This is a genomic window from Chakrabartyella piscis, assembly GCA_030067835.1.
Lineage (GTDB): Bacteria > Bacillota > Clostridia > Lachnospirales > Anaerotignaceae > Chakrabartyella > Chakrabartyella piscis.
The window spans coordinates 1,210,747-1,232,124 of record CP092441.1; the positions used below are offsets into that span (position 1 = coordinate 1,210,747).

The window sequence follows — 21,378 nt, forward strand, 5'->3', positions numbered from 1 at the left end:
GATAATTTATGAAAAAATTAGGGGAAATATTTAATGGACTGCTAAATATAACGGTGATAATCTTTGTCATAGGTATGGTGATTGTAACTTTTTTGCAAGTTATCTTTAGATTTGCATTAAACAATCCGCTATCTTGGTCAGAGGAGCTTGCAAGATGCTTATTTGTGTGGGTTACCTTTTTAGGTGCAGCTATATGTGCCAGAGAAAATGCTCACATTGGTATGGATTATTTAGTGAGTAAGCTGCCCCAAAAGCTTGCAAAGGGTATTGGCATATTGGGGTTTGTTTTAATCATTATAGTGTGTATTGCTATTGCATTTACTTCTTTTGATATTATTGCAATTAACATGAATCAAAAGTCAGCAGCCTTAAAGCTTAATATGGGTATGGTTTATACGGCAATTCCAATAGGATTCGCGTATATGATAGTATACTATATGAGGCATTTAATAACCATAATAAAATCAAAAGAAGCGGGTGAAGAGTAATGTTACCAGTTTTGTTTATAGTGTTTTTGGTGCTTGTGGCACTTAACTTGCCTATTGCTTTTGCAATGCTTGTTGCATCGCTTGCGGCTCTCCTTGTTGGGGATTTGCCTCTGGCAATGGTGACAACAAGGCTATTTGTTCAAGTGGATTCCTTTTCTTTGATGGCAATACCATTCTTTATTTTTGCAGGGGACATCATGAACTCTGGTGGTATTACAAAAAGGATTGTAGCATTGGCGCAAACTTTGGTAGGACACATTAAAGGTGGTCTTGCACATGTTAATATTGTATCCAGCATATTTTTTGCGGGGATATCGGGTTCGGCAACAGCCGATACTTCAGCGCTTGGATCAATGTTGATTCCGATTATGGAAGAAGATGGTTATCCTCCTGAATTTTGTGTCGCTGTAACTGCAGCGTCCTCCACGATAGGACCAATCATTCCGCCAAGTATTATGATGGTTATGTATGCTGTTATTGCAAGTGAGTCGGTTGCTATGCTATTTATCGGTGGTTTGGTTCCGGGGATTTTGATTGGATTGACACAAATGTTTATGGCATATAAGATATCCAAAAAACATGGATATGGTTCTCAGGGTAAATTTAGCTTTGGTGCTTTTGTGAATGCATTCAAGAGTTCAATTCTTGCGATAATTATGCCGCTTATCATCTTGGGAGGTATCTTATCGGGTATATTCACAGCAACAGAAGCTGGAGTGATTGCATGTGTATATGCAATTATTGTAGGTGTATTTGTATATAAGGAAGTTACATTCAAAGAGCTTCCAGTGATTTTTTACAAATCTGCAAAAATTACAGCCCAAGCAATGTTTATTGTAGCCTCCGCTGCTATGTTTAGCTGGATTTTAGCGTGGACAGGTTTCCCATCGATGGTATTAGAGCTTTTATTATCCATTAGCACAAATCCAACAGTGGTATTACTATTAATTATTGGATTTATTCTGGTTTTGGGATTATTTGTTGAAGGGACACCAGTGCTGATTATTTTTGCACCAGTATTTGTTCCTGTAGTTCAAAGCTTGGGGATTTCCCTTGTGTTGTTTGGTGTACTGTTTGTAATGTCAGTTTTGGTTGGATCAATTACTCCGCCGGTTGGCGTGCTTTTATACTTGGGATCTAGCATTGCGGGTATTCCAGTTGCAAAAGCGAGCAAAGCTATTTGGCCATTTGTTTTAACGATTGTTGTTGTAATACTTTTATGTGTATTTGTACCACAAGTTATTACATTCTTGCCAGAACTTCTTTATGGATAAAAAATGATAATATAACTCGCTATTTTATAGCGAGTTATATTTATAAATGGGGGTTTTTGTATGGTAGATACATTGAATAAAATAGAATACTTAAAAGAGTTGGTAAAAAAAAGAAATAAAATGGGTGTGGTTATCAAATCTTTTGCCAATTTATCTTGGTTGGGAATTAGAAGACCGCATGTGCTATCTGTTTCGGAATCTACGATAGTAAAACTCATAATAACTCTTGAAGGTGTGTTTTTGATTGCCAATAATATAGAGATGGATAGGTTGCTCAAGGAGGAATTGGACGAAGCGCTTGTTAAAATTGTGACCCCGATTACATTTATGTGGTATGAAGATTATAAATTCCCTTTTGTAGATCAAGAATTGTTGATAGATGAGGTTGAAATCGAGGCTGAAATAAAACTTCGCCGTATGATTTTAACCGAAAAGGAGATGCTGAAGGCGTCGGTATTGGGGGCTGATTTGGCAGAGATTGCAGAAGGTGTTCTTCCGTACATTAAAAAAGGGATGACGGAGAGAGATATAAGTGGGATGCTTTATAAATTGTGTGTAGAGCGTTCTATAGAAGCGGGATTGGCTCTTTGTGCCAGCAGCAAGCGGGCATTGCTATATCGACATCCCATAGCAACAAGTGAAATAATTGATGACTTGGTAATGATTATTTTGACAGTTCGTCGTGATGGAATGTATTCGTGTTTATCTCGCATGGTCGCTTTGGATCAGGTGGATGAAGAAGTATTGAGAAAAAGAGATGCGGTATTGGCTGTTGAATGTGCATATATGAAGTATTCGAAAGAAGGAATGAATATAAGAGATGTTTTTTATAAAGGTCAAGAAGTTTATAGAGAATATGGATTTTCTGATGAATGGAAAAATCACCACCAAGGTGGTATTACTGGATATTTGAGCCGAGAAGATAAAATGACGGGGCGTTCGGATATTATAATTAAGAATGGAATGAGCTTTTCGTACAATCCGACAGTTCCAGCTTACAAGGCGGAGGATACATTCTACTTAAAAGAGAATAAGCCGATTCTTACAACAGAAACAACCAATCTTCCGACGGTAAGGGTGGAATTTGAAGGTGAAATTTATCAAAGACCGGACATAATAAGGATGTAAAGGTGGCGAAATGGGGTATACAGGTATAGCAAAAGAAAAATTTGAAGAACGCATTTACAGAATACGCAAGTGGATAACAGAAGAAAATTTAGATGGATTTTTCATATATAATGAAGAATTTCGACCGAGCCATAACTTGTATATTTCTGATTATATGCCAGTACAAAATATTGAGTTTTCCCCTAATGTGATTTACTTGAATCAAGAAAGCGTCATCTTGTTTTTGGGGAAGCCAATGGGCAAATGGCAAAATCTGTGACTCATATAAAAGATATACGTCATATAGAAAGTATTGTGGACTTTCTTCAAGAAAAAAAGGGGGAAACTCTGGGATTATGTGGTGTGGAGAAATTGCCGGGATTTTATAGAAAGCATTTAGAACAATTAGAGCAATTTGTAATTTTTCGTGACTGCGAGTTGTTTTTTGCAGGTTTACGACTGTATAAAGATGATGAAGAAATAGAAAAAATCATTACAGCTGCCTTTTATGCGAACAATATAATGCAAGAGGTATCGGGCAATATTAAAGAAGGAATTACGACGGAGAGAGAGATTGCAAACAAGGCGGAATATCTCATCAAAACAAAAGGTCTGGATGTGGGATATGATACTATAGTATCCGGAGGGTTGAACACAAGGGAGAATACCCATAGACCTACCGATGACCATATTCATGAGGTGGTTACAGTTAATATTGTTCCTAGATACAAGGGGTATTCCTCGTTTTACACCATAACCAAAGGGCTGTCCAATTCGGAGTCAAAAAAGGTATGTGAAAGTTCTAAAAAAGTGATTTCTTATATGTTGGATAATTTGAAGGTGGGGGATAGCACAGAAAGAATTTTTGAACTGTACCAAGAAAAGACTAGGGAATTTGGCTTGCTCTCTCATTTATTGCCGTTGTATAATAAAGAAGAATTTGTTGGGTGTAGTACAGGACTCGAACCAGTGGAATATCCGTATCTGTGCAAAGATAGTCATTTGATACTGAAAAAAGGGATGGTTTTATCATTAAAATATTATTTGGCGGGATTTTCTTGGGGAGATGTTAAGTTTGAATTTAATGTTTTGATTGATGATAAGCCTATTCTGTTAAATGATATTTATATGGATTAGGGGAATTGATTTCTAGGGAATTCTGCTTGTTTGGATATATGGCATTAGGTCGTATGTTGAAAAATGAGAGAAATATTAAATATGAAGCTAGAGGATAAAAAGAACGGATATACAATGGAAAAATAGATTTTTAATTTAATTTGGGATGAGGCCGCTTTTCGGTCTCATCCCTTTGTTATTGATAAAATATGAATACAGATTGACCAACTTTAAATTGTTTTGAAATTGCTTGATATAAAAATGCTACCTCAAAGCGAAGCCGGGATACTGATATTTATTGAGTTTTGCATAGCTGTCTTTTTTCGAGAAGATCATACAAGAACATCGGTCTTTATCAAGTCAGTGGAATGGTGATTACTAGGAACTTTTTGAAGTGACTATGGCAGATATGGTTTCGTTATCGGTTTCCTTCGAGGAAATGAAACTTATTAAAATGTAATGAATGAGGTCGATACAAACGGAGAACCACTGTCAAATAATTTGAGGGCAAAGAAAAACAATTGTTCAATGAAATCTTAAATGCGTACTCAGTGATTCTTGGTGAAACTTCGGTGTCGCACTTTGAAATGGGTTTTAAGTTCGGTGCAAAGTTAGCTGTGGAAATTATGGATGAAGATATTGAAAACTGCTTGAGAAGTATGCTATAAGAAAATCTCCCCACCTGGTTACGAATGGTCGGGTGAGGAGGTTTTTTATTTCTTGATTTCTGTAACATATTCTTCAAATGAAATCTCATCGTTTTCTGCTTTGGTGCGCCACTCAACTGCCCAAGCAGACCACTTCTCAAATTCCGCCACGGTCATTTTCTTTTTCATATACCTTGCGTAGTGTGCCTTGTATGCCCTGTTGTAGGTTTGCCATACGGGATCGGTTTTGCACTTGTCATCGTATTTTTTGCGTGAGCCAATTTCTCTACAAGTTTTCGAATTATCTTGTGGAGCATGGCTGTCGCAGTAGTCGGTGTATTTTCCAGACTTGATTAAAAAATAAGTACCGCAGTTCATACACTTTTTGGGTATGTAATTCTGCTGGATACCATGGAATAAATCGAAGTACAAAAAGGCACCGATGCTTTGGAATTCATATGATGCACAGAGAATGTTTTTCTTATCTTTTTTGATAACAGAATGAAAAAACTTTGAATAACCAGATGTGAATTTGAAATAATTCCTGTCTGGTTTTTTCTTTGTGCTGTCAATAAGTGAAATAAAAGCATTGGCAAGGCTATCGCTATCCAAAAACTTACTTTGTGCATTGAGGTAGTTGTCAACGAAATCGTGATACAGATGGATCACTCTCAAAATATCTTCTATAAAAGTCAAATAGGATTTGCAAAGATTTTCAACTTGTGCGTTCATATCCTCCAAATCCAAACTCATGCCGGCACAATCAAGACTATAACGCAATCCACTTGGAAAAAATTTATTCAGCTGTGAACGATATACATGGATGCCAGAAGAATCTAAATCTGGATAGCTAAATCCATAATCATTTACATAGTCATCATCCCAATCTGCATCCGTTTCGGAGCAAGGATTTTTCCAAATCTAAGTTATAGAAGAAAGTATAGCAAACAGTTTTTCTGTCTGTATGAACTCGCTGTTGGAAATGAGTTTGGATATGGAAAGTTTTTCGAAAAAGAAATCTAGATTGTTCATAACAGCTTGAATATTTTGTGCATAGGCATTGTAGCTTTCAATTTCAAAGTCAGACATATCACCAAAAAGACGTAAATATTGAGGCTCTTTCATCAAAACAGTTCGATAATGATTTAGGTCATCAGTAATGTCAAGATTCAATAATTCAGTTAAGAATTCATTGTTTTTGTACGCAAATTTCTTGTTTATGTATATTTCATTTTCATAAAAATGAGCTGTAAAAGAAAACATAATTCCTCCTCGAAAATAGATGTAGCACAATGGAAAAATAGAAAGTACACAAAATTTCTCAAAATAGATAATAAAATACGAGTAAATAGAGAATATACAATAATTCCATCACATCTATTTACAAAACGCAATGGAGCGTATACAGTTGAAAATAGATAATGGCTATTCACAATTTGACATCTATCGTGTGAGATGAAAATAAAAAATAAAAAATAAAAGTTCAGCCTCATGTCATAAAAAACGCCTTCTCGTTGCCAATACAGTGAGGGGGTAAAAACAAAATAACAATACTGATCTTTACAACAAAGGAGGGATTTTATATGAAAAAATTTAAAACAATAACAGCAGCAGAAATTTTATCAAAAGAGCTTGCAGAAATACCATTTGTGATAGAACACTTGTTGCCGAATGGTTTGAGTTTGCTTGCAGGTTCGCCAAAGGTTGGGAAAAGTTGGTTTGCATTATGGTTGTCCATTCAGATCGCAAATGGAGAAAAGGTTTTTGATTTTGAAACTGCAAAGGGAACAGTTTTGTTTTTGGCTTTGGAAGATAACGAAATCAGAATTCAAAATCGGTTGTTGGAAATCATCGATATAGCACCAGATAACATTCATTTCTGTACAGAGATTTCGAAATTGGGTGGTGAGTTGGAAACACGAATCAAAAATTTTGTTTGTGAAAATCAAAATACAAAGTTGATTATTATTGATACGCTTCAAACAGTACGCACTGGTACAGAGAGTAGTTATGCAAGTGACTATTCTGATTTGATGATACTAAAAAAATTAGCAGATGAATACGGCATTGCAATTTTACTCATTCATCATTTCAGAAAACAAAAAGATAGTGATACCTTCCATCAGATTTCAGGTAGCACGGGCTTGCAAGGCGTGGTGGACACCATGTTCACAATGACACAATCCAAACGAGGTGAAAAAGCGAGTGTGTTAAATTGCATTGGCAGAGATATCGAACCACGAGAGATGGAGATGGAACGGACCGATGAAAATTGTTGGATTAAACTTTCGGATAGCCTTTCGGAAACAACTTTATCAGATTTGAATTTCATCAATGCTGTGGATATTTTTATGAGTGATAAGGTGATTTTCAGTGGTTCTGCAACAGAATTATCGTCCCTGCTAAACGCAATAAGTGACGAAAATTTTTCCAATAAAGTGATTTCTAAAAACATTAAGAGATTATCCAAAAGGTTTGAAAAGCTTGGAATACTGGGTGTTTCGAGGCGAAGCAATGGTAAGAGAATTGTGGAACTCATCAGAGTGGGTGACGATAGTGTCGATGGAAAGTAGGTGTGGCAAAACGTTGTCCCTATCGCCCCTGTTTGCCTCTGTGTCGGCTTGTGTGAGGCTTTGCTGGCAGAGATGGGAGAGTTGCACCAAATGAGGGTTGAAGGGCACACACACCCAATGTACAACGGCGTTTCTGGCACTGGAAATAGTTTATAGGGTGTTTGCTCAACGGAGAAGTTATAAACGCAAATAAGCCAATGTACACCGATATTCAAGGGACTAGAATGCATCAAAGGCTAGAGTGATTTACGGCAGTTTCTGGCAATTTATAGGTCGCATATTAAAGTGCGGGATAAAGTGGGTGCACCCACGGTTACATCGGACGGCAGTGCCGACCGTGTTTGCAAGACCAAAAAGATAAAACCACAAAAAAGATGGGTACACCCAAGTGCTGTGAATGGTGCTGTTGGATGCTGAAAATCCCCCAAACAAGCCATTCTCTAGGTATACCTTGAGGTGGTCGTAAAACGATATATAGGAATGAGGTGGGAAAATGAATGCAATTCGTACAAATATTTGGATTGATGAAAAACTGCTGAAAACAATGGATCTATTGGTGGAAAAAGAGGATATGAAAAATCAAAGTGAGTTTGTCAATCGTGCAATCGAATTTTATTCTGGATACTTGCTGACACAAAATGCTACGAAATTTATCTCAAATATCTTGATAGGTGAGATGCAAGGTGCAATCAAAAGCTGTGAAAATAGATTGCATAGACAGCTGAATCAAAACAAATTTCAACTGGATATGGTGGTGAAAATTCTACAACTTGCTTACAAATTGGATGGAAATGATATGGAAAATTTGGCTGTTCAGATTGGAAAAGGCGGTGATTAAATGCCTAAAGTTATTTTGAAATCCAACTACATCAAAGGTGGGGGTGCTCATGGTGGAAATCTTGTGAACTACATTGGCACACGAGATGGAGTGGAGAAACACGTCCAGAAATACGTTGATTATATCGCAAATCGAAAAGGTGTTGAAAAAGTTTCCAATCACGGATTGTTCACCAGTGGCAATGACAAGATTGTTTTATCCAAGGTGCAAGAAGAAGTGGCAAACCATACGGGCAATATTTGGCTGCCAATCATTTCTCTTACTCGTGAAGATGCCATCAGAACAGGCTTCGACAATGGCACTGCATGGAAAAATATGTTGTCACAAATCGCACCAAAGATTGCAGATTACTACAAAATCAAGATTGATAACCTCCAATGGTATGCCAGCTTTCATAATGAGAGTCATCACCCTCATGTGCATATGGTGGTCTATTCTAAAAATCCCAATGAGGGTTATCTCACGAAAAAGGGTATTGATCAATTCAAATCTCTAGTGACAAAAGAGGTGTTTTCTCTAGAGTTGGAACAAGTATATGCAATGCAATCCATGCAACGTGATGAGGTAAAGCAGAAATGCAAAGATATATTCCAAGACATTAAAGTGCAACCAAGTAATGAGATATTGCAGTTGATTTATGATTTAAACCATGCAATGCAAAACTATAAGGGCAAAAAATCCTATGAATATTTGAAAAAATCAGACAAAACAAAGGTGGATAAAATCGTAGACGAACTTGCAAAACTGCCAGAAATCAAAGAGGCTTATGATATGTGGTACGATACCAAATTTGAAATTTATAGCAGTTATACAACAGAAAAACCTGAAAAACTACCACTGTCTGAACAGGCTGCATTCCGCTCAATCAAAAATATGATTCTGAAAGAGGTGGAGCAGATGGATATGGATTTAGATATGGGTTTGAGTTTGAATTTGGATATGAATTACGCACAAATACCACAAAAAGCAGAAGCAAAAAACGATAATAGCACTGCGATCGGTGTTGGTATTTTGAACGTTTTAAAATCAATAGAAAAAGTATTTACCGATGAAATAATAAAGGATTGTACTACAATGAATCAACGTATAGATAAAAAAATATTGGCAAAGAGTATTGAGAAAAAAGAAGCACTAGGTATGAAACATACAGGTGAAGATTTACAAAACCAACAAGAAATGAGTATGTAAAAGCAAAAATAAATCGCCAAAATTTGTTGCTTGTATAATGGCTCAGTTGTCAAGACAAAAAAACAATTCTTTTTTAATGAACTCAATTTAATAAAGGAAAGAGTAACCCCTCCTCTTATGCTGCCATTGGTAACAGTTGCATGGGATAATACATGGATGCTGGTGTCTGGTAGTCCAGCGCCGAATGAAGACGTTCAAAGTTATATGTGTGAATATACTTTGCTATCTCTATTCGAGCCTGCTTAATGGATGTATATTCTGTCAAATATGCTTCTTCGTATTTGAAGCTGCGAAACCATCGTTCAATCATGATGTTATCAGCCCATCGCCCTTTGCCATCCATGCTTTGTTTGATTTTTTGTTCCTTCAAAAAGGCTCTGTATTCATTGCTTGTAAATTGAGAGCCCTGGTCTGAATTCAATATGATAGGTGTTGCTACTTTCAATGCCTTTTTGACCGCATTCATAACCATATGAGTGCTTAATGTATCATCCACTTCCCAACCAACAATGCAACGACTATACCAGTCGATGATGGCTGTTAGATACAGAAATCCGTGTTTTGTTCCAATATAGGTGATGTCGATTGACCACGCCTGATTGGGACGTTCGATAACCGCATTACGCAATAGATAGGGGCATATCTTTGCCTCCTGCATGCGTTTGGAAAGGTTCATCTTTGGATAAATCGGATCAATGGCCATTTCATTCATGTAACGTCTAGCACGCTTGCGACCTACGTTATGGTTGCGTTGTTTCAGTTGTGCTGACATCTGCCTTGCACCCCAAGTGGGATGTTCTGTGTGTAGCTGATCAATGATTCGTTTGCATTCCAATTCCTCAGCGGATATCGCTGGCTTTTCATAGTAGATGCTGGTACGATTCACCGATAACAGCTTTGCACCTGTAGATACAGGTATATCCTTAGTCTTCGAAAGGTTTTGGAGAATACTTCGTTTCGTAGTCTGGTCCAAGAACTTCTTCAGATTTTTTTTTGAGCCAGTCCACTTGCATTGTAAGTTGACCGACTTTTTTGGCATATGCTTCTTTTTCCTTACGCTCTTGTTGTAATTTTTCGTTCGTTTTTTCCATACGAGTATCATCAAATGCAGCAGATGCATTGGATAAAAATTCTTTTTTCCAATTTCTTAACAGGTTAGGCTGGATGCAATTTTCGGTAGCCAATGTGTTTAAATCTTTTTCGCCTTTCAGCAACTCAATCACCAAATCGGCTTTGAATTGAGCGGTGAAACTTCTTCTTGTTCGAGACATGTGTGAGCACCTTCTTTCTGATGTTGTTAGTATAACAAATTCATTAAGAATTGTCTCGAAAATTGTCTTAAATCACGGTACCATTATATTGTGTAGAAGTTGCAACGTGATAACCACTAACACTAGCTATTGTAAAAAACTTAGGGTATTGTGTGTTTGGAAAGACTAACTATATGAAGTCAATAGAAAAATGATAAAAAGTTAGATAAACTTACAAAAGTCAGTTGATTAGAAAAAAGGCATAGCAAACAGAGCAACCATTAGTTGCTCGAAAAAACAAATACAAAAAACTAGTGTTGAGGAATATAGGAACAATTATTCTTTAACAAAGAATGAATCAGTCTAACAAGCTTCTTGCCAGCGTGGCTAATAGCAACATAATAATGCTTACCCTGTGACTGTTTGTGGTTAAGATAGTTTTTAAAAGAAACATCACGCATAGCAACAAGGCGAACAGCTTGCAAAATAGCCCAACGCAAATAAGTGGACCCACGCTTTACCATAGGAGTATTAGAAGCATTAAATTTACCTGATTGATAGGTAGAAGGTTCCATACCAGCAAAAGCTAAAAGCTTAGCAGGATTGGAAAAACGATGGATATCACCAATTTCGGCTAAGATGATAGCACCCAAAGTAAAAGAGATACCAGGGATAGACATAATAGGTGAATCGATTTCTTGCATAACAAGTTTAATCTGAGCATCCAAAGCATCAATTTCAGACTGAACAGACTGAACTAATCGAATAGTTTGTTGCAATTCAAAACAAATAGATCTGCTTGAAGAACCAATAGAATTGGAAGCAACGCTTTTAAATGCAATTGCTTTTTCTTTTCCATATTTACCTCTTGAAGCCTTAGAAAGCAAGTTAGTAAGTTTAGTAAGGTGACAATTAGAGATGTCGGTTGGAGAAGGCAGCTCCAAAAGTACAGCATAAGAAGACGCTTGATGAATAGACCACACCAAAGAGGGTAGCTCTGGGAAGATAATATCAATTAATCTAGTAATAGATATTTTCAGTTTTGAGCGATATCCAACCATACGATAACGATGTCTTGTTAGTGACTTTAGCTCAGAAATTTGGTATGATACTGGTGAATAGGATTTTGAATCATCAGTAAAAAGCATAGCAGCAATCACTCTAGCATCTGTCTTGTCCGTTTTGGTCTTTCTGAGCGTGTGGGCTTTACGAAAAAGATTAGTAGATAAAGGATTCAAGGTAGTGACTTGAAAACCTTTAGCAAGTAGAAAGTTAGTGATATTAGTGCTGTAATGCCCTGTTGATTCAAGTCCTATTTTTACGTTAGAAATATCTTTAGAGTCTAAGGCTGAATAGATAGATTCAACTAAAGAATCAAAGCCTAGTTTTGAATTTTCAATGCGTAAAGAATCATTGTGAAGAACACCATCAGAATCAATAATACAACAATCATGTTTGCTTTTAGCAACATCAATACCTACAAATAACATAGAAAACAACTCCTTTAAATTTATTTGATACTACGTTCCACGAACTCTATGTTAAATGTATCCTTGCTCTATATAAAACGTCTATGCGTTATCTAACTAATCAACAATTAAACATAGAGCCATGGTTAGAGCCTTTACGAACCAGTCAGCTAAGCTGCTGTAGGAGAAATCACTAATCCATAGCATCTATTTAAATTATAGTAAATAAAAAATCAAATGAAAACTTAGAATTTACTATGTTTTCATTATACAAGGAGAATCTATGGAGAAAAAGATGTTTGTATCGGCAAGTGAAATGGCAGAAAGCCTTGAAATATCAAGGGCACACGCATACAAAATCATCAAAAAATTAAACTTGGAGTTAGAACAAAAAGGATTTATGACATTAACAGGTAAGGTGAGTAGAATATATTTTGAAGAAAAGTTTTATGGAATTGTAGACGAATCGAGGTGAGAGTATGTCGGTAAATAAAGATCCGTCGAAGAATGGTCAATGGCTTGTGTCGGTTAGGTATCAAGATTATACGGGGCAGATAAAGCAGAAGTGTAAGCGTGGTTTCAAAACCAAACGAGAAGGCTTGGAGTGGGAAAGGGAGTTTATCAAAAAGTCCCAAACGAACCTCGATATGACTTTCAAAAGTTTTGTAGAAATCTATGCTGAGGACACAAAACATAGGGTAAAGCAGAATACTTGGAGAACCAAAGAAAGTATCATAGAGAACAAGCTGTTGCCATACTTCAAGGATAAAAAGATGGATGAAATCAAGCCAGCAGATATTATAAAGTGGCAAAATCAAATGATGAAACGCAAAGGGAATAATGGAAAACCTATGTCACCGGTGTATCTAAAAACCATTCACAATCAACTTTCTGCAATCTTCAATCATGCAATCAGATACTATGAATTGCCATCCAACCCAGCCCAAAAAGCTGGGAATATGGGCAAGGAAAAAACGAAGGAAATGTTATTCTGGACAAAAGAAGAATACTTGCAATTCTCTGAAGCCATGATGGATAAGCCAATGAGCTACTACATTTATGAGGTGTTGTACTGGACAGGAATTCGTAGTGGCGAACTTCTTGCACTTACAAAAGGAGATTTTAACTTCGAAAAATCCACTTTGAGAATCAATAAAAGCTATCAAAGAATCAGTGGTGAAGATATCATCACTGATCCCAAAACACCAAAAAGCAATCGCATCATTTCCATGCCAGACTTCTTGTCAGAAGAACTTCAAGAGTACATCAATAGCCTTTACAAAGTGAAAAACGATGATAGAATATTTCCAGTAACAAAATCGTATTTGCAAAACGAAATGACACGAGGGTGCAAAGAAACTGGTGTCAAAAAGATACGAAACCATGATTTGAGACATTCACACTGTTCCCTTTTAATCAATATGGGATTTAGTGCAGTAGCAATAGCCGATAGATTGGGGCACGAAAGCATAGACATTACATATCGATATGCACATTTGTTCCCAACCAAACAGGGAGAAATCGCAGACAAACTGTCAATAGAAAGAGGGTTTTAATATGAGTCAAAAAGCAGTAGACCAGAAAAACAGATGGCGAAGTAAAACAGTTGCATTCAGGGTATCGCCAGAAGAATGGGAGGAAATTGAAAGACTTGTGAAGCTGAGTGGCATGAGTAAACAGGGATATATTATGCATCGGTTGCAGAATACGGAGATGACGATACAGGCGAATCCTAGGGTTGTGAAAGTGCTGCGACAAGAGTTACAAGCAATGTCAAATATGTTAATGGACGTACGAAATGGAGAAGTGATAGAAAATGAACTTAGAAATCTCATGCGCTTGATAAGAGTCAAATGAAGAAATATAATGTTGTAAAAATAGAGAAAGGTGAGAAATTAGGGGATAAATCATAGATTTTGATTGGAAACAATGGCAATACTGCTTGTATTCTATCTGCAAATGTGATAGTATCAGTGATAGAAAGATATAATACAGATAGAAAGGAGATATTATGAATTTTATTGAGAATGAAAATACGGAATTGAAAGAATGTTTTACTTCTGATATCAAAAAAGAAGTACTTGCGTTTATCAATACAAGTGGTGGAATAATATATGTTGGTGTTGCTGACGATGGAAAAGTAATTGGGGTAGAGGACTTGGATGATACCATGCTTAAAATTACAAATACGCTCCGTGATAGTATTAGACCTGATATTATGATGTTTGTGAAACTAGAAGTGATAGAAATAGATGGGGAAAATATTATCAAAGTATCTGTAAGCGAGGGGACAAGAAAGCCATATTACTTGATAGACAAGGGCATGAAACCTTCTGGTGTTTATGTAAGACAAGGAGCATCTAAAGCACCTGCGTCAGAGGATGCCATTCGAAATATGATAAAAATTTCTGATGGTGATTCATTTGAAACCAACCGTTGCTTAGACCAAGACTTGAGCTTTAAGGAACTTGAAAAAGAAATGAAGGCTCGAAATTTAGAGTTTACAGATATACAAAAAAAGAATTTAGGGATTTTATCTCAAGATGGAATGATTACAAATATGGGGCAAATTGTTTCAGACCAGTGCAAACATTCAATCAAGCTAGGGGTTTTCAAGGAGAGGATAAAACTGTATTCAAAAGCAGAAAAGAATTTACAGGATCAGTATTCAATCAACTAAATGATGCTTATTACACAATTGATTTGCACAACAACACAAAAGCGACATTCAATGAACTGCTAAGAGTAGACCATAGGGACTATCCTTTTGATGCCATACGAGAAGCCTTACTCAATGCGATTATCCATCGTGATTATAGTTTTAGTGGTAGCATTTCCATCAATATTTATAGCAATAGAATGGAAATTATTTCACTAGGTGGTCTGGTATCAGGGTTGTCAATTGAAGCTGTTATGATGGGTGCATCGCAACCAAGAAATGAAAAATTAGCAAATTTATTTTATAGAATGAAGTTGATAGAATCCTATGGAATTGGTATTGGTAAGATTATGAGTGCTTACAAAGAAAGTGATATAAAACCTATATTTGACCATGCTGAAGGTGCGTTTAGGGTAACATTACCCAATATGAATACTTCCACAAAAGCACTAACAGAAGCACAAAACAAGGTTGTAGAACACCTAAAGATACAGAACGAGGTTGCAAGAGCTGAGATTGAAGAATTGTTGCAAGTTGGATTGACAAGAGCAAATGCAATCATCAAAGAGATGCTGGAAATGGGAATCATTATAAAAGTTGGCAATGGAAAAAATACGAAATATGTTTTGACTTCGAATGACAAGGTTTAATATTGGTTTAAGCACTTTTTTAACAAGATATAACGTGAATATAAAAATCCCCCTTGAATCTTATGATTTAAGGGGGATTTCAGACTGTCAAAGAACCCTATTCCGCACCTTGGAATAGGGTTCTTTCGTATAAATAACGCATATTCTACAAACAACATATACTGCTTACTACTCCATGTTGCCAGTTTTTTTAAGTTCATTGCAGCGAATTTAAGCTTCACCCATTTTGAAACCTGAGCCAAGCCTTTATGATATGTATATCGCATTGCGTGCTTCTCCTTTGCGTCTGCAAAAACCCGTTCTATGGTTTGGCTCCTCAACGCATAGGTGTCTTTTCCTAATGGAGAATGCCGCACATCCTCTGCCTTTTCTAAATATTTCCACCAGATGTGCTTGGTGACTACCTTTCTGTGGTCTTTGCTTTCGGTACACCTTGAAAGATTTTCACATTTTTCGCAAATATAACTGTAACTTTTAAATTCTCTATAGCCATCTCGATTGGTGGTTGTATATGGTAAAACGTGATATTCTGGGCAAATGATGCAGTTGTAGTATTCATCAAAAACATACTCATACCATGGTGAATTTCCTTTTTTCGTCACTGGTCTTTTGTAAGGCAAAGAGGGTATTCTTCCATCATCAAATATTTGCTTGCAAATCCATGGGGTTTTGTATCCTGCATCAGCTGTAATCACTTGTATTTCTGGATATTTTTCTGTCACTTTATGATAAACCTCATCAAATACAACACTATCATGGATGTTTCCAGGTGTTACAACGGTTTCTAATACAAAGTTATTTTTATCGCAAACGGTATGTGCACCATATGCAAAGCACTTTTTATGTTCGCCCTTATGGAACAAACCGCTGTCTGGATCTGTTGTAGAAGTGGTGATTGTTTTTGTTCTTGGAGGGTCATTTTTATCATCAAAAGGCTTTTTTCCATTATCTTCTCTGTCTTTATTGATTTCTTCAAAAAGTTGCTTTTCATACTTTTTAGTTGCAACAGGTATTTCTTTTTTGATGTTTTTCTTTAAATTTGCATTTGCCTTGATATGCGTTGCATCTATAAACACAACTTCTGGACGTAAATATCCTTTTTTCTCAACTTCACCTAAAATCCAAGCGAAAATTTTTTCTACCACTGTTTCTTTAAATCTATTGTTGAAGTTATAACTAATGGTAGCAAAGTGCGGAATACTATCATTGAGGGTATAGCCCAAAAACCAGCGATAGGCAATATTCATTTCAATTTCTTTTACCGTTTGGCGTAAAGAGCGAATTCCATACAAATGTTGGATAAACACCATTTTAAAGAGAACAACAGGGTCAACGCTAGGTCTGCCGTTGTTTGAGCAGTACAAATCTTCCACAAATGAATAAATTTCATTAAAATCTACGGCTTTATCTATTTTTCTTAATAAATGATTTTCTGGAACGAGCATATCTATGTTTATGATTTCTACTGATGTTCTTTTGATTTCTTCTTTACTCAACATTTGTCATCACCTCAACCTCATTATACCAAAAAAAGCCAGCTTATGCTGACTTTTTTGACAGTCTGAAATCCCCTTGAATCTTATGATTTAAGGGGGATTTGACAATGTGTACATGTTGATTTTGGCAAAGTAGTTTATTTATCAACTTTTTATATTAATAACTAAAGAGGAAAATGCATAAAGATGAAATTATTTAATAAAGGTTAATTGTATAATCAAATTGAACACATAAAAAAGTCCACAGTGAATGGATTTTCTGTTAGAATAAAGTTACCACACAAGATTCTAAGAGAAGGAGCCAAATACTATGGACAATACCAATTATAGCACAAATCCAGTAGAACGCAAGAAGGGGCAACACTTAGGAGCGGAAGAGCGTGGAGCAATCCAACACCTACACAAACTGGGTTACTCTAATAGAGCAATCGCTGGTGAGCTGAATTGTAGCCCTTCCACAATAGGATATGAGTTGGAAAGAGGCACGCCAGCTTACTCCGGTCGTGGGAGAAAGCCTACTTACTCTGCAAAGAGAGGCGCTACCGTTTACAAAGAAAATCGGAGCCGTTGTCGTCGTCCTAAGAAGTCATTTCAGGATTCGCAGTTTATTTCTTGGTTGGTAAAGCAAGTGAAAGAACACAAAAGGTCGTTTGATTCTTGCGTGGGTCGTGCAAGGTTGCTTGGGTTATTTCCTCCAGACACCATTCCATGTACCAAAACACTCTACAACCGATTGAGAAGCGGAGAATTGCCCCTCTCTTTATTCGACCTTCCAGAAATATTGACACGTCGACCACAGGGAAAACCCCGTATTTCTAAGCGTTTATACGGAAAAAGTATAGAAGAACGTCCTCTTGAAGTTGTCCTCAGAAACACCTTTGGTCACTGGGAATCTGATACCGTTTTGGGTCAAAAAAAGAAGGGCGAAGCAGCCGTTTTCAGCATTGTTGAACGGCTGACGGGTTACTATATTACCCTGCGTATTGATGAAAAAACCGCTGACGGAGTTGCCTCTGCAATGAAACAGCTCCATCAACAGTTTGGAGACAAATTCAATCAAGTGTTTCGTAGCATTACCACAGATAACGGAAGTGAATTTGCCAGTTTTTCAGACTTCGAGAATCTAGGTAGCGAGGTTTATTTTGCCCATCCATATTCTTCTTGGGAGCGTCCGGTGAATGAGCGGTCAAATCGTGTTTTGCGTAAATTCATTCCAAAATCCACCTCTATCACAAAATTTTCTCCCGAGCAAATCTTGGCGTTTTCGGATGAAATCAACGCAACCCCAACAAAGAGATTGGGATATTACACACCAGAAGAATTATTTGAAGATCAGCTTGATCAAATTTATAGAAGAACCAAGCAGTAAACTTTATTTCAAAAGTGTTCAATTTGTTATTGCAATTTTCAATTATTTAATAAAATATCTACCAGTTAAACTATATAGACCATTTAAGATATTTGCTTCAATTGCATCTGCAAATTCTTTTATATCGCGTTTTTCCAATGCCTCAATAATTCGAGTGTGTTCATCCAAAGAACTTTTTATACGTGCATCGGACATGCTATTTTTGATACCCAGCATAAAAGCACGATCGTATAGTGGATTGATTACTGCGGTTACTTCATAGTTTTTGTTTTTTTCTAAAATATATTTATGGAAAAAAATATCTGCTTCCATAAATGCAACAGAATCTTTACGTTCAATGGCAGAATATTGTATCTGTATGGAATCTTTTAAAATTCTAATGTCTTCTGCTGTGATTAGATTTATAACTCTCTTTGCATTATATGATTCTATAGCAGCGCGTAATTCATAAATACCACAAGCTGCTTCTATAGAAATGGTATTGACAATAGCCCCTTGCTTTGGAAGGATTGTCAAAAACTTTTCGTGTTCTAGTCTTTGGCACGCATTGGTAACGGGGGTACGACTGATTTGAAGGGATTCAGCCATAGCACTGATGCTAATTGCTTGACCTTGTTTCAATTCGCCATTTAAAATCATACGTTTAATGGATTCATATGATTCAATGCTCAGATTTTGTTTTTCATTTATATTCATTTTTTGTTGCACCTCAATTCATTTGCATAGGGATAAATAAAATATAATTCATTATATCAGAGTCAATTCTTGCGTGCAAGATGTATTTATAAAGAATATATACAAAGTTTATAAAAAAATCTAAAAAAAGCTAAAAATACTATTGACAATGTGGAATAATTTGCATATACTTAACTTGTATTCTACTTGCATGTAAGATGAATGCGAATTAAGTATATATAGAATGCCAGATCGTTTATGTGAGGAGGAAATGTATGCACGAGATACCTAAAGCAGCCAATGTTCTTTTAACAACATGTTCAAATTGTCAAAAAGAAGAAAAGATTTTATTTGTAACAGACCCTACAAGCTATGAGATTGCGAAGCTTGTATATGATGCAGCAAAAGATTTTCCAAATAAAACAATGGTTATGATGGATGAACGTTCCATGCATGGTGAAGATGCTACAAAGTTGGTGTCAGCAGCAATGTTAGAAGCAGATGTTATTTTTGGGCAACTAAATTTTCTTTATATCATTCAAAAGCGAGAAAAGAAGCAGTTGCCAAAGGTGCTCGATTTGTAAATATGGCAGATTATGATTTGAGTATGATGTATGCTGGTGGTTTATATGCGGATTTTGCTGCAGCAAGAGCAACATGTAAAAGAATTGCAGATGTTGAAGATGGTGCAAAAACATTGAATATCACCTGCGAAAATGGTTCACACTTCACATGTTCTATTGCAGGTAGAAAACCATTGCCACAATATGGACGAAGTGTTGAAAAAGGGGTTGCATCTTCTCCACCAGATGTGGAATGTGCAACTTGTGCAGTTGAAGGGACGGGTTATGGTGTAGTTTATATAGATGGAAGTATTCCACATCCAAAGCTTGGATTGATTCATGATGAAATCAAAATCACAATTGAAGCAAGCAAGATTACAAAAATTGAAGGAGGAAAACAAGCTGAAATTTTTGCTGAAGTGATGGAATCCTTTGGAGATGAGAATGTTTACTGTGTTGGTGAAATTGGAATTGGTTTGAATCCTATGTGTGAGCTCAATGGAAGAATGCTTGAAGACGAAGGTTGTGGTGGTACTGTACATTTTGGTTGTGGTGACAACGTTGGTTTTGGAGGTACCGTCAGTTGTCCAATACATATTGACTTAATTTTTAAAAATCCAACATTGACTGTGGATGATACTGTTGTTTTGGAGGCAGGAATCGTTAAGGTTTGATGATTATATTACACTATAATATAATTGACGATGAGATGAGAAAGTTGAGGTACTACGTATGAATGAAACTAAAGGTATTTTATTTGACAGTGTATTGGTACAAGAATTGAAAAATCAATTTTTTATGCCAAATGAAGATCCAAGAGATGGGGAAAGACTTTTCTTTGATAACTCAGGCGGGTCTTTGCGTTTGCAAAAAGCAGTTGAGGTGAAAGCGGATTTGGAACGCTACCCAGATTGTCCCGAAAGAGACCATGAAAGAGGTTTGACATTAAAGGCGTATGTACAAGAAGGTACAAAAGAACTTTTGGATATTGTTTTCAATGCAAAAAGCGGTGCTTTGATGTCCGAATTGACAGCTTCTCAATGTATGTTCCAAATTGTTGATTTAATTATGGACAACGTAGAAGGTACCAATGCAGTTGTTTCCGTTTTGGAACATCCGTCTGCATTTGATGCTATGCAATTCCATTGCAAAAAACATGGTCGTGAATTGCGAGTTGCACAAGCAAATAAAGAAACTGGCAGAATTGATCCAGATGAAGTTGCAAGATTGGTGGATCAAAATACCTGTTTGGTTAGTATTATGTCTGCTTCCAATATTTCTGGTAGTGTTATGGATATGGAAGGAATTGTAAAAGCTGTTAGAGCAATAAAACCTGATATTTACATCATCAGCGATGCGGTGCAACATGCACCACATATGATTATGGATGTAGAAACACTTGGTTTAGATGCTATGAATTTTGCACCATATAAATTCTTCAGTGTTCGTGGTTGTGGATTTGCATATGTATCTGATCGAGTTGCTCATATGCCTCATCATAAAATCATTGCAAAAGATCCAAAAGTATTTGAATTGGGGACACCAGCTCCTGGTAATTTTGCAGCAATGATGGCAGTTGTTGATTATGTATGTTCTATCGGCAAAAAATTTATTGCAAGCGAAAATAGAAAAGAATTGTATTATGAAGGAATGAAAAGAATTCATTTGCAAGAAAGAGCGCTTTTGCACTATATGTTGGAAGGAACAAAAGAAATTCCTGGTTTGCGTCATATTCCTGGCGTTGCAATCAGTGCAGATACTGATTCAGTAGAAGGTCGAGATTTGATTGCGGGTATTCGTATTGAAGGAATGGATGTCATTGAATTGGGCGAAGAATATCAAAGACGAGGTGTCACTACTGCTGCACGTGCAGCAACCAGTATTTATTCTAAGCGTATTGTTGAAGCTTTGGGGGCTGACAAAGGTTTGGTTCGTGTATCACCAATGCACTGTCATGGCACAGAAGATATCGATAAATTCTTGAATATTACGAAAGAAATTGCAACTAGATAAATG

General features: G+C 36.5%; 23 protein-coding genes and 2 pseudogenes. 18 read left to right on the forward strand and 7 right to left on the reverse strand.

Translation table 11 applies throughout. The annotated features are described in order from the left end of the window. Nucleotides 1–8: 8 nt before the first annotated feature. The 6 genes and pseudogenes from MJY40_RS05345 to MJY40_RS15630 all read left to right on the forward strand — a co-directional run. Nucleotides 9–488 carry a TRAP transporter small permease gene (locus tag MJY40_RS05345; RefSeq protein ID WP_317856006.1) on the forward strand — a complete coding sequence of 160 codons (480 nt, stop codon included), beginning with the start codon at nt 9–11 and terminating at the stop codon, nt 486–488. Beyond that, the gene (locus MJY40_RS05350) at nt 488–1,762 is read left to right on the forward strand and encodes a TRAP transporter large permease (protein WP_317856007.1); all 1,275 of its coding nucleotides are present in this window, start codon (nt 488–490) and stop codon (nt 1,760–1,762) included. The genes MJY40_RS05345 and MJY40_RS05350 overlap by 1 nt, the downstream gene beginning before the upstream one ends. A gap of 60 nt (nt 1,763–1,822) precedes the next feature. Beyond that, entirely contained in the window at nt 1,823–2,890 is a 1,068-nt protein-coding gene (locus tag MJY40_RS05355; protein ID WP_317856008.1) for a M24 family metallopeptidase, read from the forward strand. Nucleotides 2,891–2,900: 10 nt separating this feature from the next. After that, nucleotides 2,901–3,149 (forward strand): hypothetical protein, encoded by a 249-nt coding sequence (locus MJY40_RS05360; RefSeq protein WP_317856009.1) that lies wholly within the window; start codon nt 2,901–2,903, stop codon nt 3,147–3,149. Beyond that, nucleotides 3,134–4,006, forward strand: a complete 873-nt coding sequence (locus tag MJY40_RS05365) for a M24 family metallopeptidase (RefSeq protein ID WP_317856010.1) — start codon at nt 3,134–3,136, stop codon at nt 4,004–4,006. The genes MJY40_RS05360 and MJY40_RS05365 overlap by 16 nt, the downstream gene beginning before the upstream one ends. 497 nt (nt 4,007–4,503) lie before the next feature. Beyond that, nucleotides 4,504–4,653 (forward strand): annotated as a pseudogene (locus MJY40_RS15630) (hypothetical protein); the annotation flags it as partial. Nucleotides 4,654–4,698: 45 nt separating this feature from the next. Here the strand turns inward: MJY40_RS15630 and MJY40_RS05370 are convergent. Beyond that, nucleotides 4,699–5,364: a DUF6076 domain-containing protein gene (locus MJY40_RS05370; RefSeq protein WP_317856011.1), complete on the reverse strand. Its 666-nt coding sequence runs from the start codon at nt 5,362–5,364 to the stop codon at nt 4,699–4,701. A 189-nt stretch (nt 5,365–5,553) separates the two neighbouring features. Further along, the gene (locus MJY40_RS05375) at nt 5,554–5,895 is read right to left on the reverse strand and encodes a hypothetical protein (protein ID WP_317856012.1); all 342 of its coding nucleotides are present in this window, start codon (nt 5,893–5,895) and stop codon (nt 5,554–5,556) included. A 320-nt stretch (nt 5,896–6,215) separates the two neighbouring features. Between MJY40_RS05375 and MJY40_RS05380 the strand changes: the two genes are divergently transcribed. The 3 genes from MJY40_RS05380 (at nt 6,216) to mobP3 (ending at nt 9,231) form a co-directional block, all read left to right on the forward strand. Next, the gene (locus MJY40_RS05380) at nt 6,216–7,205 is read left to right on the forward strand and encodes an AAA family ATPase (RefSeq protein WP_317856013.1); all 990 of its coding nucleotides are present in this window, start codon (nt 6,216–6,218) and stop codon (nt 7,203–7,205) included. 493 nt (nt 7,206–7,698) lie between these two features. Beyond that, nucleotides 7,699–8,043: a ribbon-helix-helix domain-containing protein gene (locus tag MJY40_RS05385; RefSeq protein ID WP_317856014.1), complete on the forward strand. Its 345-nt coding sequence runs from the start codon at nt 7,699–7,701 to the stop codon at nt 8,041–8,043. Continuing rightward, a complete protein-coding gene (gene mobP3 / locus MJY40_RS05390; protein ID WP_317856015.1) occupies nt 8,044–9,231 on the forward strand; it encodes a MobP3 family relaxase in 1,188 nt (395 codons plus the stop codon). A 115-nt stretch (nt 9,232–9,346) separates the two neighbouring features. Here mobP3 and MJY40_RS05395 read toward each other — a convergent pair whose 3' ends face one another. From MJY40_RS05395 to MJY40_RS05405, 3 genes are all read right to left on the reverse strand, one after another. Beyond that, a complete protein-coding gene (locus MJY40_RS05395; RefSeq protein ID WP_317854373.1) occupies nt 9,347–10,270 on the reverse strand; it encodes an IS3 family transposase in 924 nt (307 codons plus the stop codon). Beyond that, nucleotides 10,155–10,502 carry a transposase gene (locus MJY40_RS05400; protein WP_317854372.1) on the reverse strand — a complete coding sequence of 116 codons (348 nt, stop codon included), beginning with the start codon at nt 10,500–10,502 and terminating at the stop codon, nt 10,155–10,157. The genes MJY40_RS05395 and MJY40_RS05400 overlap by 116 nt, the downstream gene beginning before the upstream one ends. A gap of 290 nt (nt 10,503–10,792) precedes the next feature. Then, the gene (locus MJY40_RS05405) at nt 10,793–11,971 is read right to left on the reverse strand and encodes an IS110 family RNA-guided transposase (protein ID WP_317854589.1); all 1,179 of its coding nucleotides are present in this window, start codon (nt 11,969–11,971) and stop codon (nt 10,793–10,795) included. Nucleotides 11,972–12,233: 262 nt separating this feature from the next. Here MJY40_RS05405 and MJY40_RS05410 point away from each other — a divergent pair, with 262 nt between their 5' ends. The 5 genes from MJY40_RS05410 (at nt 12,234) to MJY40_RS05430 (ending at nt 15,259) form a co-directional block, all read left to right on the forward strand. Beyond that, nucleotides 12,234–12,425, forward strand: a complete 192-nt coding sequence (locus MJY40_RS05410; protein WP_317856016.1) for an HTH domain-containing protein — start codon at nt 12,234–12,236, stop codon at nt 12,423–12,425. A gap of 4 nt (nt 12,426–12,429) precedes the next feature. Further along, complete coding sequence (locus MJY40_RS05415) at nt 12,430–13,506, forward strand: site-specific integrase (RefSeq protein ID WP_317856017.1); 1,077 nt, start codon at nt 12,430–12,432, stop codon at nt 13,504–13,506. Nucleotide 13,507: 1 nt separating this feature from the next. Then, nucleotides 13,508–13,807 carry a plasmid mobilization protein gene (locus MJY40_RS05420; protein WP_317856018.1) on the forward strand — a complete coding sequence of 100 codons (300 nt, stop codon included), beginning with the start codon at nt 13,508–13,510 and terminating at the stop codon, nt 13,805–13,807. A gap of 154 nt (nt 13,808–13,961) precedes the next feature. After that, on the forward strand, nt 13,962–14,630 hold the full coding sequence (locus MJY40_RS05425; RefSeq protein ID WP_317856019.1) for an AlbA family DNA-binding domain-containing protein: 669 nt from the start codon (nt 13,962–13,964) through the stop codon (nt 14,628–14,630). After that, nucleotides 14,534–15,259: an ATP-binding protein gene (locus MJY40_RS05430; protein WP_317856020.1), complete on the forward strand. Its 726-nt coding sequence runs from the start codon at nt 14,534–14,536 to the stop codon at nt 15,257–15,259. The genes MJY40_RS05425 and MJY40_RS05430 overlap by 97 nt, the downstream gene beginning before the upstream one ends. A gap of 164 nt (nt 15,260–15,423) precedes the next feature. On the opposite strand, the pseudogene MJY40_RS05435 reads toward MJY40_RS05430, so the two are convergent. Beyond that, nucleotides 15,424–16,758 (reverse strand): annotated as a pseudogene (locus MJY40_RS05435) (IS1182 family transposase); the annotation flags it as partial. Between the two features lie 307 nt (nt 16,759–17,065). On the opposite strand from MJY40_RS05435, the gene MJY40_RS05440 reads away from it, so the two are divergent. After that, a complete protein-coding gene (locus MJY40_RS05440) occupies nt 17,066–18,124 on the forward strand; it encodes an IS30 family transposase (protein ID WP_317854549.1) in 1,059 nt (352 codons plus the stop codon). 42 nt (nt 18,125–18,166) lie between these two features. Here the strand turns inward: MJY40_RS05440 and MJY40_RS05445 are convergent, their stop codons facing one another. Then, nucleotides 18,167–18,820: a GntR family transcriptional regulator gene (locus tag MJY40_RS05445; protein WP_317856021.1), complete on the reverse strand. Its 654-nt coding sequence runs from the start codon at nt 18,818–18,820 to the stop codon at nt 18,167–18,169. A 254-nt stretch (nt 18,821–19,074) separates the two neighbouring features. Between MJY40_RS05445 and MJY40_RS05450 the strand changes: the two genes are divergently transcribed. From MJY40_RS05450 to MJY40_RS05460, 3 genes are read left to right on the forward strand one after another with little or no spacing between them, the layout of a single operon-like run. After that, nucleotides 19,075–19,383: a hypothetical protein gene (locus tag MJY40_RS05450; protein WP_317856022.1), complete on the forward strand. Its 309-nt coding sequence runs from the start codon at nt 19,075–19,077 to the stop codon at nt 19,381–19,383. Between the two features lie 2 nt (nt 19,384–19,385). Then, nucleotides 19,386–20,036: an aminopeptidase gene (locus MJY40_RS05455; RefSeq protein ID WP_317856023.1), complete on the forward strand. Its 651-nt coding sequence runs from the start codon at nt 19,386–19,388 to the stop codon at nt 20,034–20,036. Between the two features lie 58 nt (nt 20,037–20,094). Then, nucleotides 20,095–21,375: an aminotransferase class V-fold PLP-dependent enzyme gene (locus tag MJY40_RS05460; protein WP_317856024.1), complete on the forward strand. Its 1,281-nt coding sequence runs from the start codon at nt 20,095–20,097 to the stop codon at nt 21,373–21,375. The last annotated feature ends 3 nt before the right edge of the window (nt 21,376–21,378 follow it).

Excerpts from the sequence above, each read along its gene's own strand:
- MJY40_RS05345 (WP_317856006.1), top strand. The coding sequence starts at position 9 with ATGAAAAAATTAGGGGAAATATTTAATGGACTGCTAAATATAACGGTG.
- MJY40_RS05350 (WP_317856007.1), top strand. The coding sequence starts at position 488 with ATGTTACCAGTTTTGTTTATAGTGTTTTTGGTGCTTGTGGCACTTAAC.
- MJY40_RS05355 (WP_317856008.1), top strand. The coding sequence starts at position 1,823 with ATGGTAGATACATTGAATAAAATAGAATACTTAAAAGAGTTGGTAAAA.
- MJY40_RS05360 (WP_317856009.1), top strand. The coding sequence starts at position 2,901 with ATGGGGTATACAGGTATAGCAAAAGAAAAATTTGAAGAACGCATTTAC.
- MJY40_RS05365 (WP_317856010.1), top strand. The coding sequence starts at position 3,134 with ATGGCAAAATCTGTGACTCATATAAAAGATATACGTCATATAGAAAGT.
- MJY40_RS05370 (WP_317856011.1), bottom strand. The coding sequence starts at position 5,364 with ATGAACGCACAAGTTGAAAATCTTTGCAAATCCTATTTGACTTTTATA.
- MJY40_RS05375 (WP_317856012.1), bottom strand. The coding sequence starts at position 5,895 with ATGTTTTCTTTTACAGCTCATTTTTATGAAAATGAAATATACATAAAC.
- MJY40_RS05380 (WP_317856013.1), top strand. The coding sequence starts at position 6,216 with ATGAAAAAATTTAAAACAATAACAGCAGCAGAAATTTTATCAAAAGAG.
- MJY40_RS05385 (WP_317856014.1), top strand. The coding sequence starts at position 7,699 with ATGAATGCAATTCGTACAAATATTTGGATTGATGAAAAACTGCTGAAA.
- mobP3 (WP_317856015.1), top strand. The coding sequence starts at position 8,044 with ATGCCTAAAGTTATTTTGAAATCCAACTACATCAAAGGTGGGGGTGCT.
- MJY40_RS05395 (WP_317854373.1), bottom strand. The coding sequence starts at position 10,270 with ATGCCAAAAAAGTCGGTCAACTTACAATGCAAGTGGACTGGCTCAAAA.
- MJY40_RS05400 (WP_317854372.1), bottom strand. The coding sequence starts at position 10,502 with ATGTCTCGAACAAGAAGAAGTTTCACCGCTCAATTCAAAGCCGATTTG.
- MJY40_RS05405 (WP_317854589.1), bottom strand. The coding sequence starts at position 11,971 with ATGTTATTTGTAGGTATTGATGTTGCTAAAAGCAAACATGATTGTTGT.
- MJY40_RS05410 (WP_317856016.1), top strand. The coding sequence starts at position 12,234 with ATGGAGAAAAAGATGTTTGTATCGGCAAGTGAAATGGCAGAAAGCCTT.
- MJY40_RS05415 (WP_317856017.1), top strand. The coding sequence starts at position 12,430 with ATGTCGGTAAATAAAGATCCGTCGAAGAATGGTCAATGGCTTGTGTCG.
- MJY40_RS05420 (WP_317856018.1), top strand. The coding sequence starts at position 13,508 with ATGAGTCAAAAAGCAGTAGACCAGAAAAACAGATGGCGAAGTAAAACA.
- MJY40_RS05425 (WP_317856019.1), top strand. The coding sequence starts at position 13,962 with ATGAATTTTATTGAGAATGAAAATACGGAATTGAAAGAATGTTTTACT.
- MJY40_RS05440 (WP_317854549.1), top strand. The coding sequence starts at position 17,066 with ATGGACAATACCAATTATAGCACAAATCCAGTAGAACGCAAGAAGGGG.
- MJY40_RS05445 (WP_317856021.1), bottom strand. The coding sequence starts at position 18,820 with ATGAATATAAATGAAAAACAAAATCTGAGCATTGAATCATATGAATCC.
- MJY40_RS05450 (WP_317856022.1), top strand. The coding sequence starts at position 19,075 with ATGCACGAGATACCTAAAGCAGCCAATGTTCTTTTAACAACATGTTCA.
- MJY40_RS05455 (WP_317856023.1), top strand. The coding sequence starts at position 19,386 with ATGGCAGATTATGATTTGAGTATGATGTATGCTGGTGGTTTATATGCG.
- MJY40_RS05460 (WP_317856024.1), top strand. The coding sequence starts at position 20,095 with ATGAATGAAACTAAAGGTATTTTATTTGACAGTGTATTGGTACAAGAA.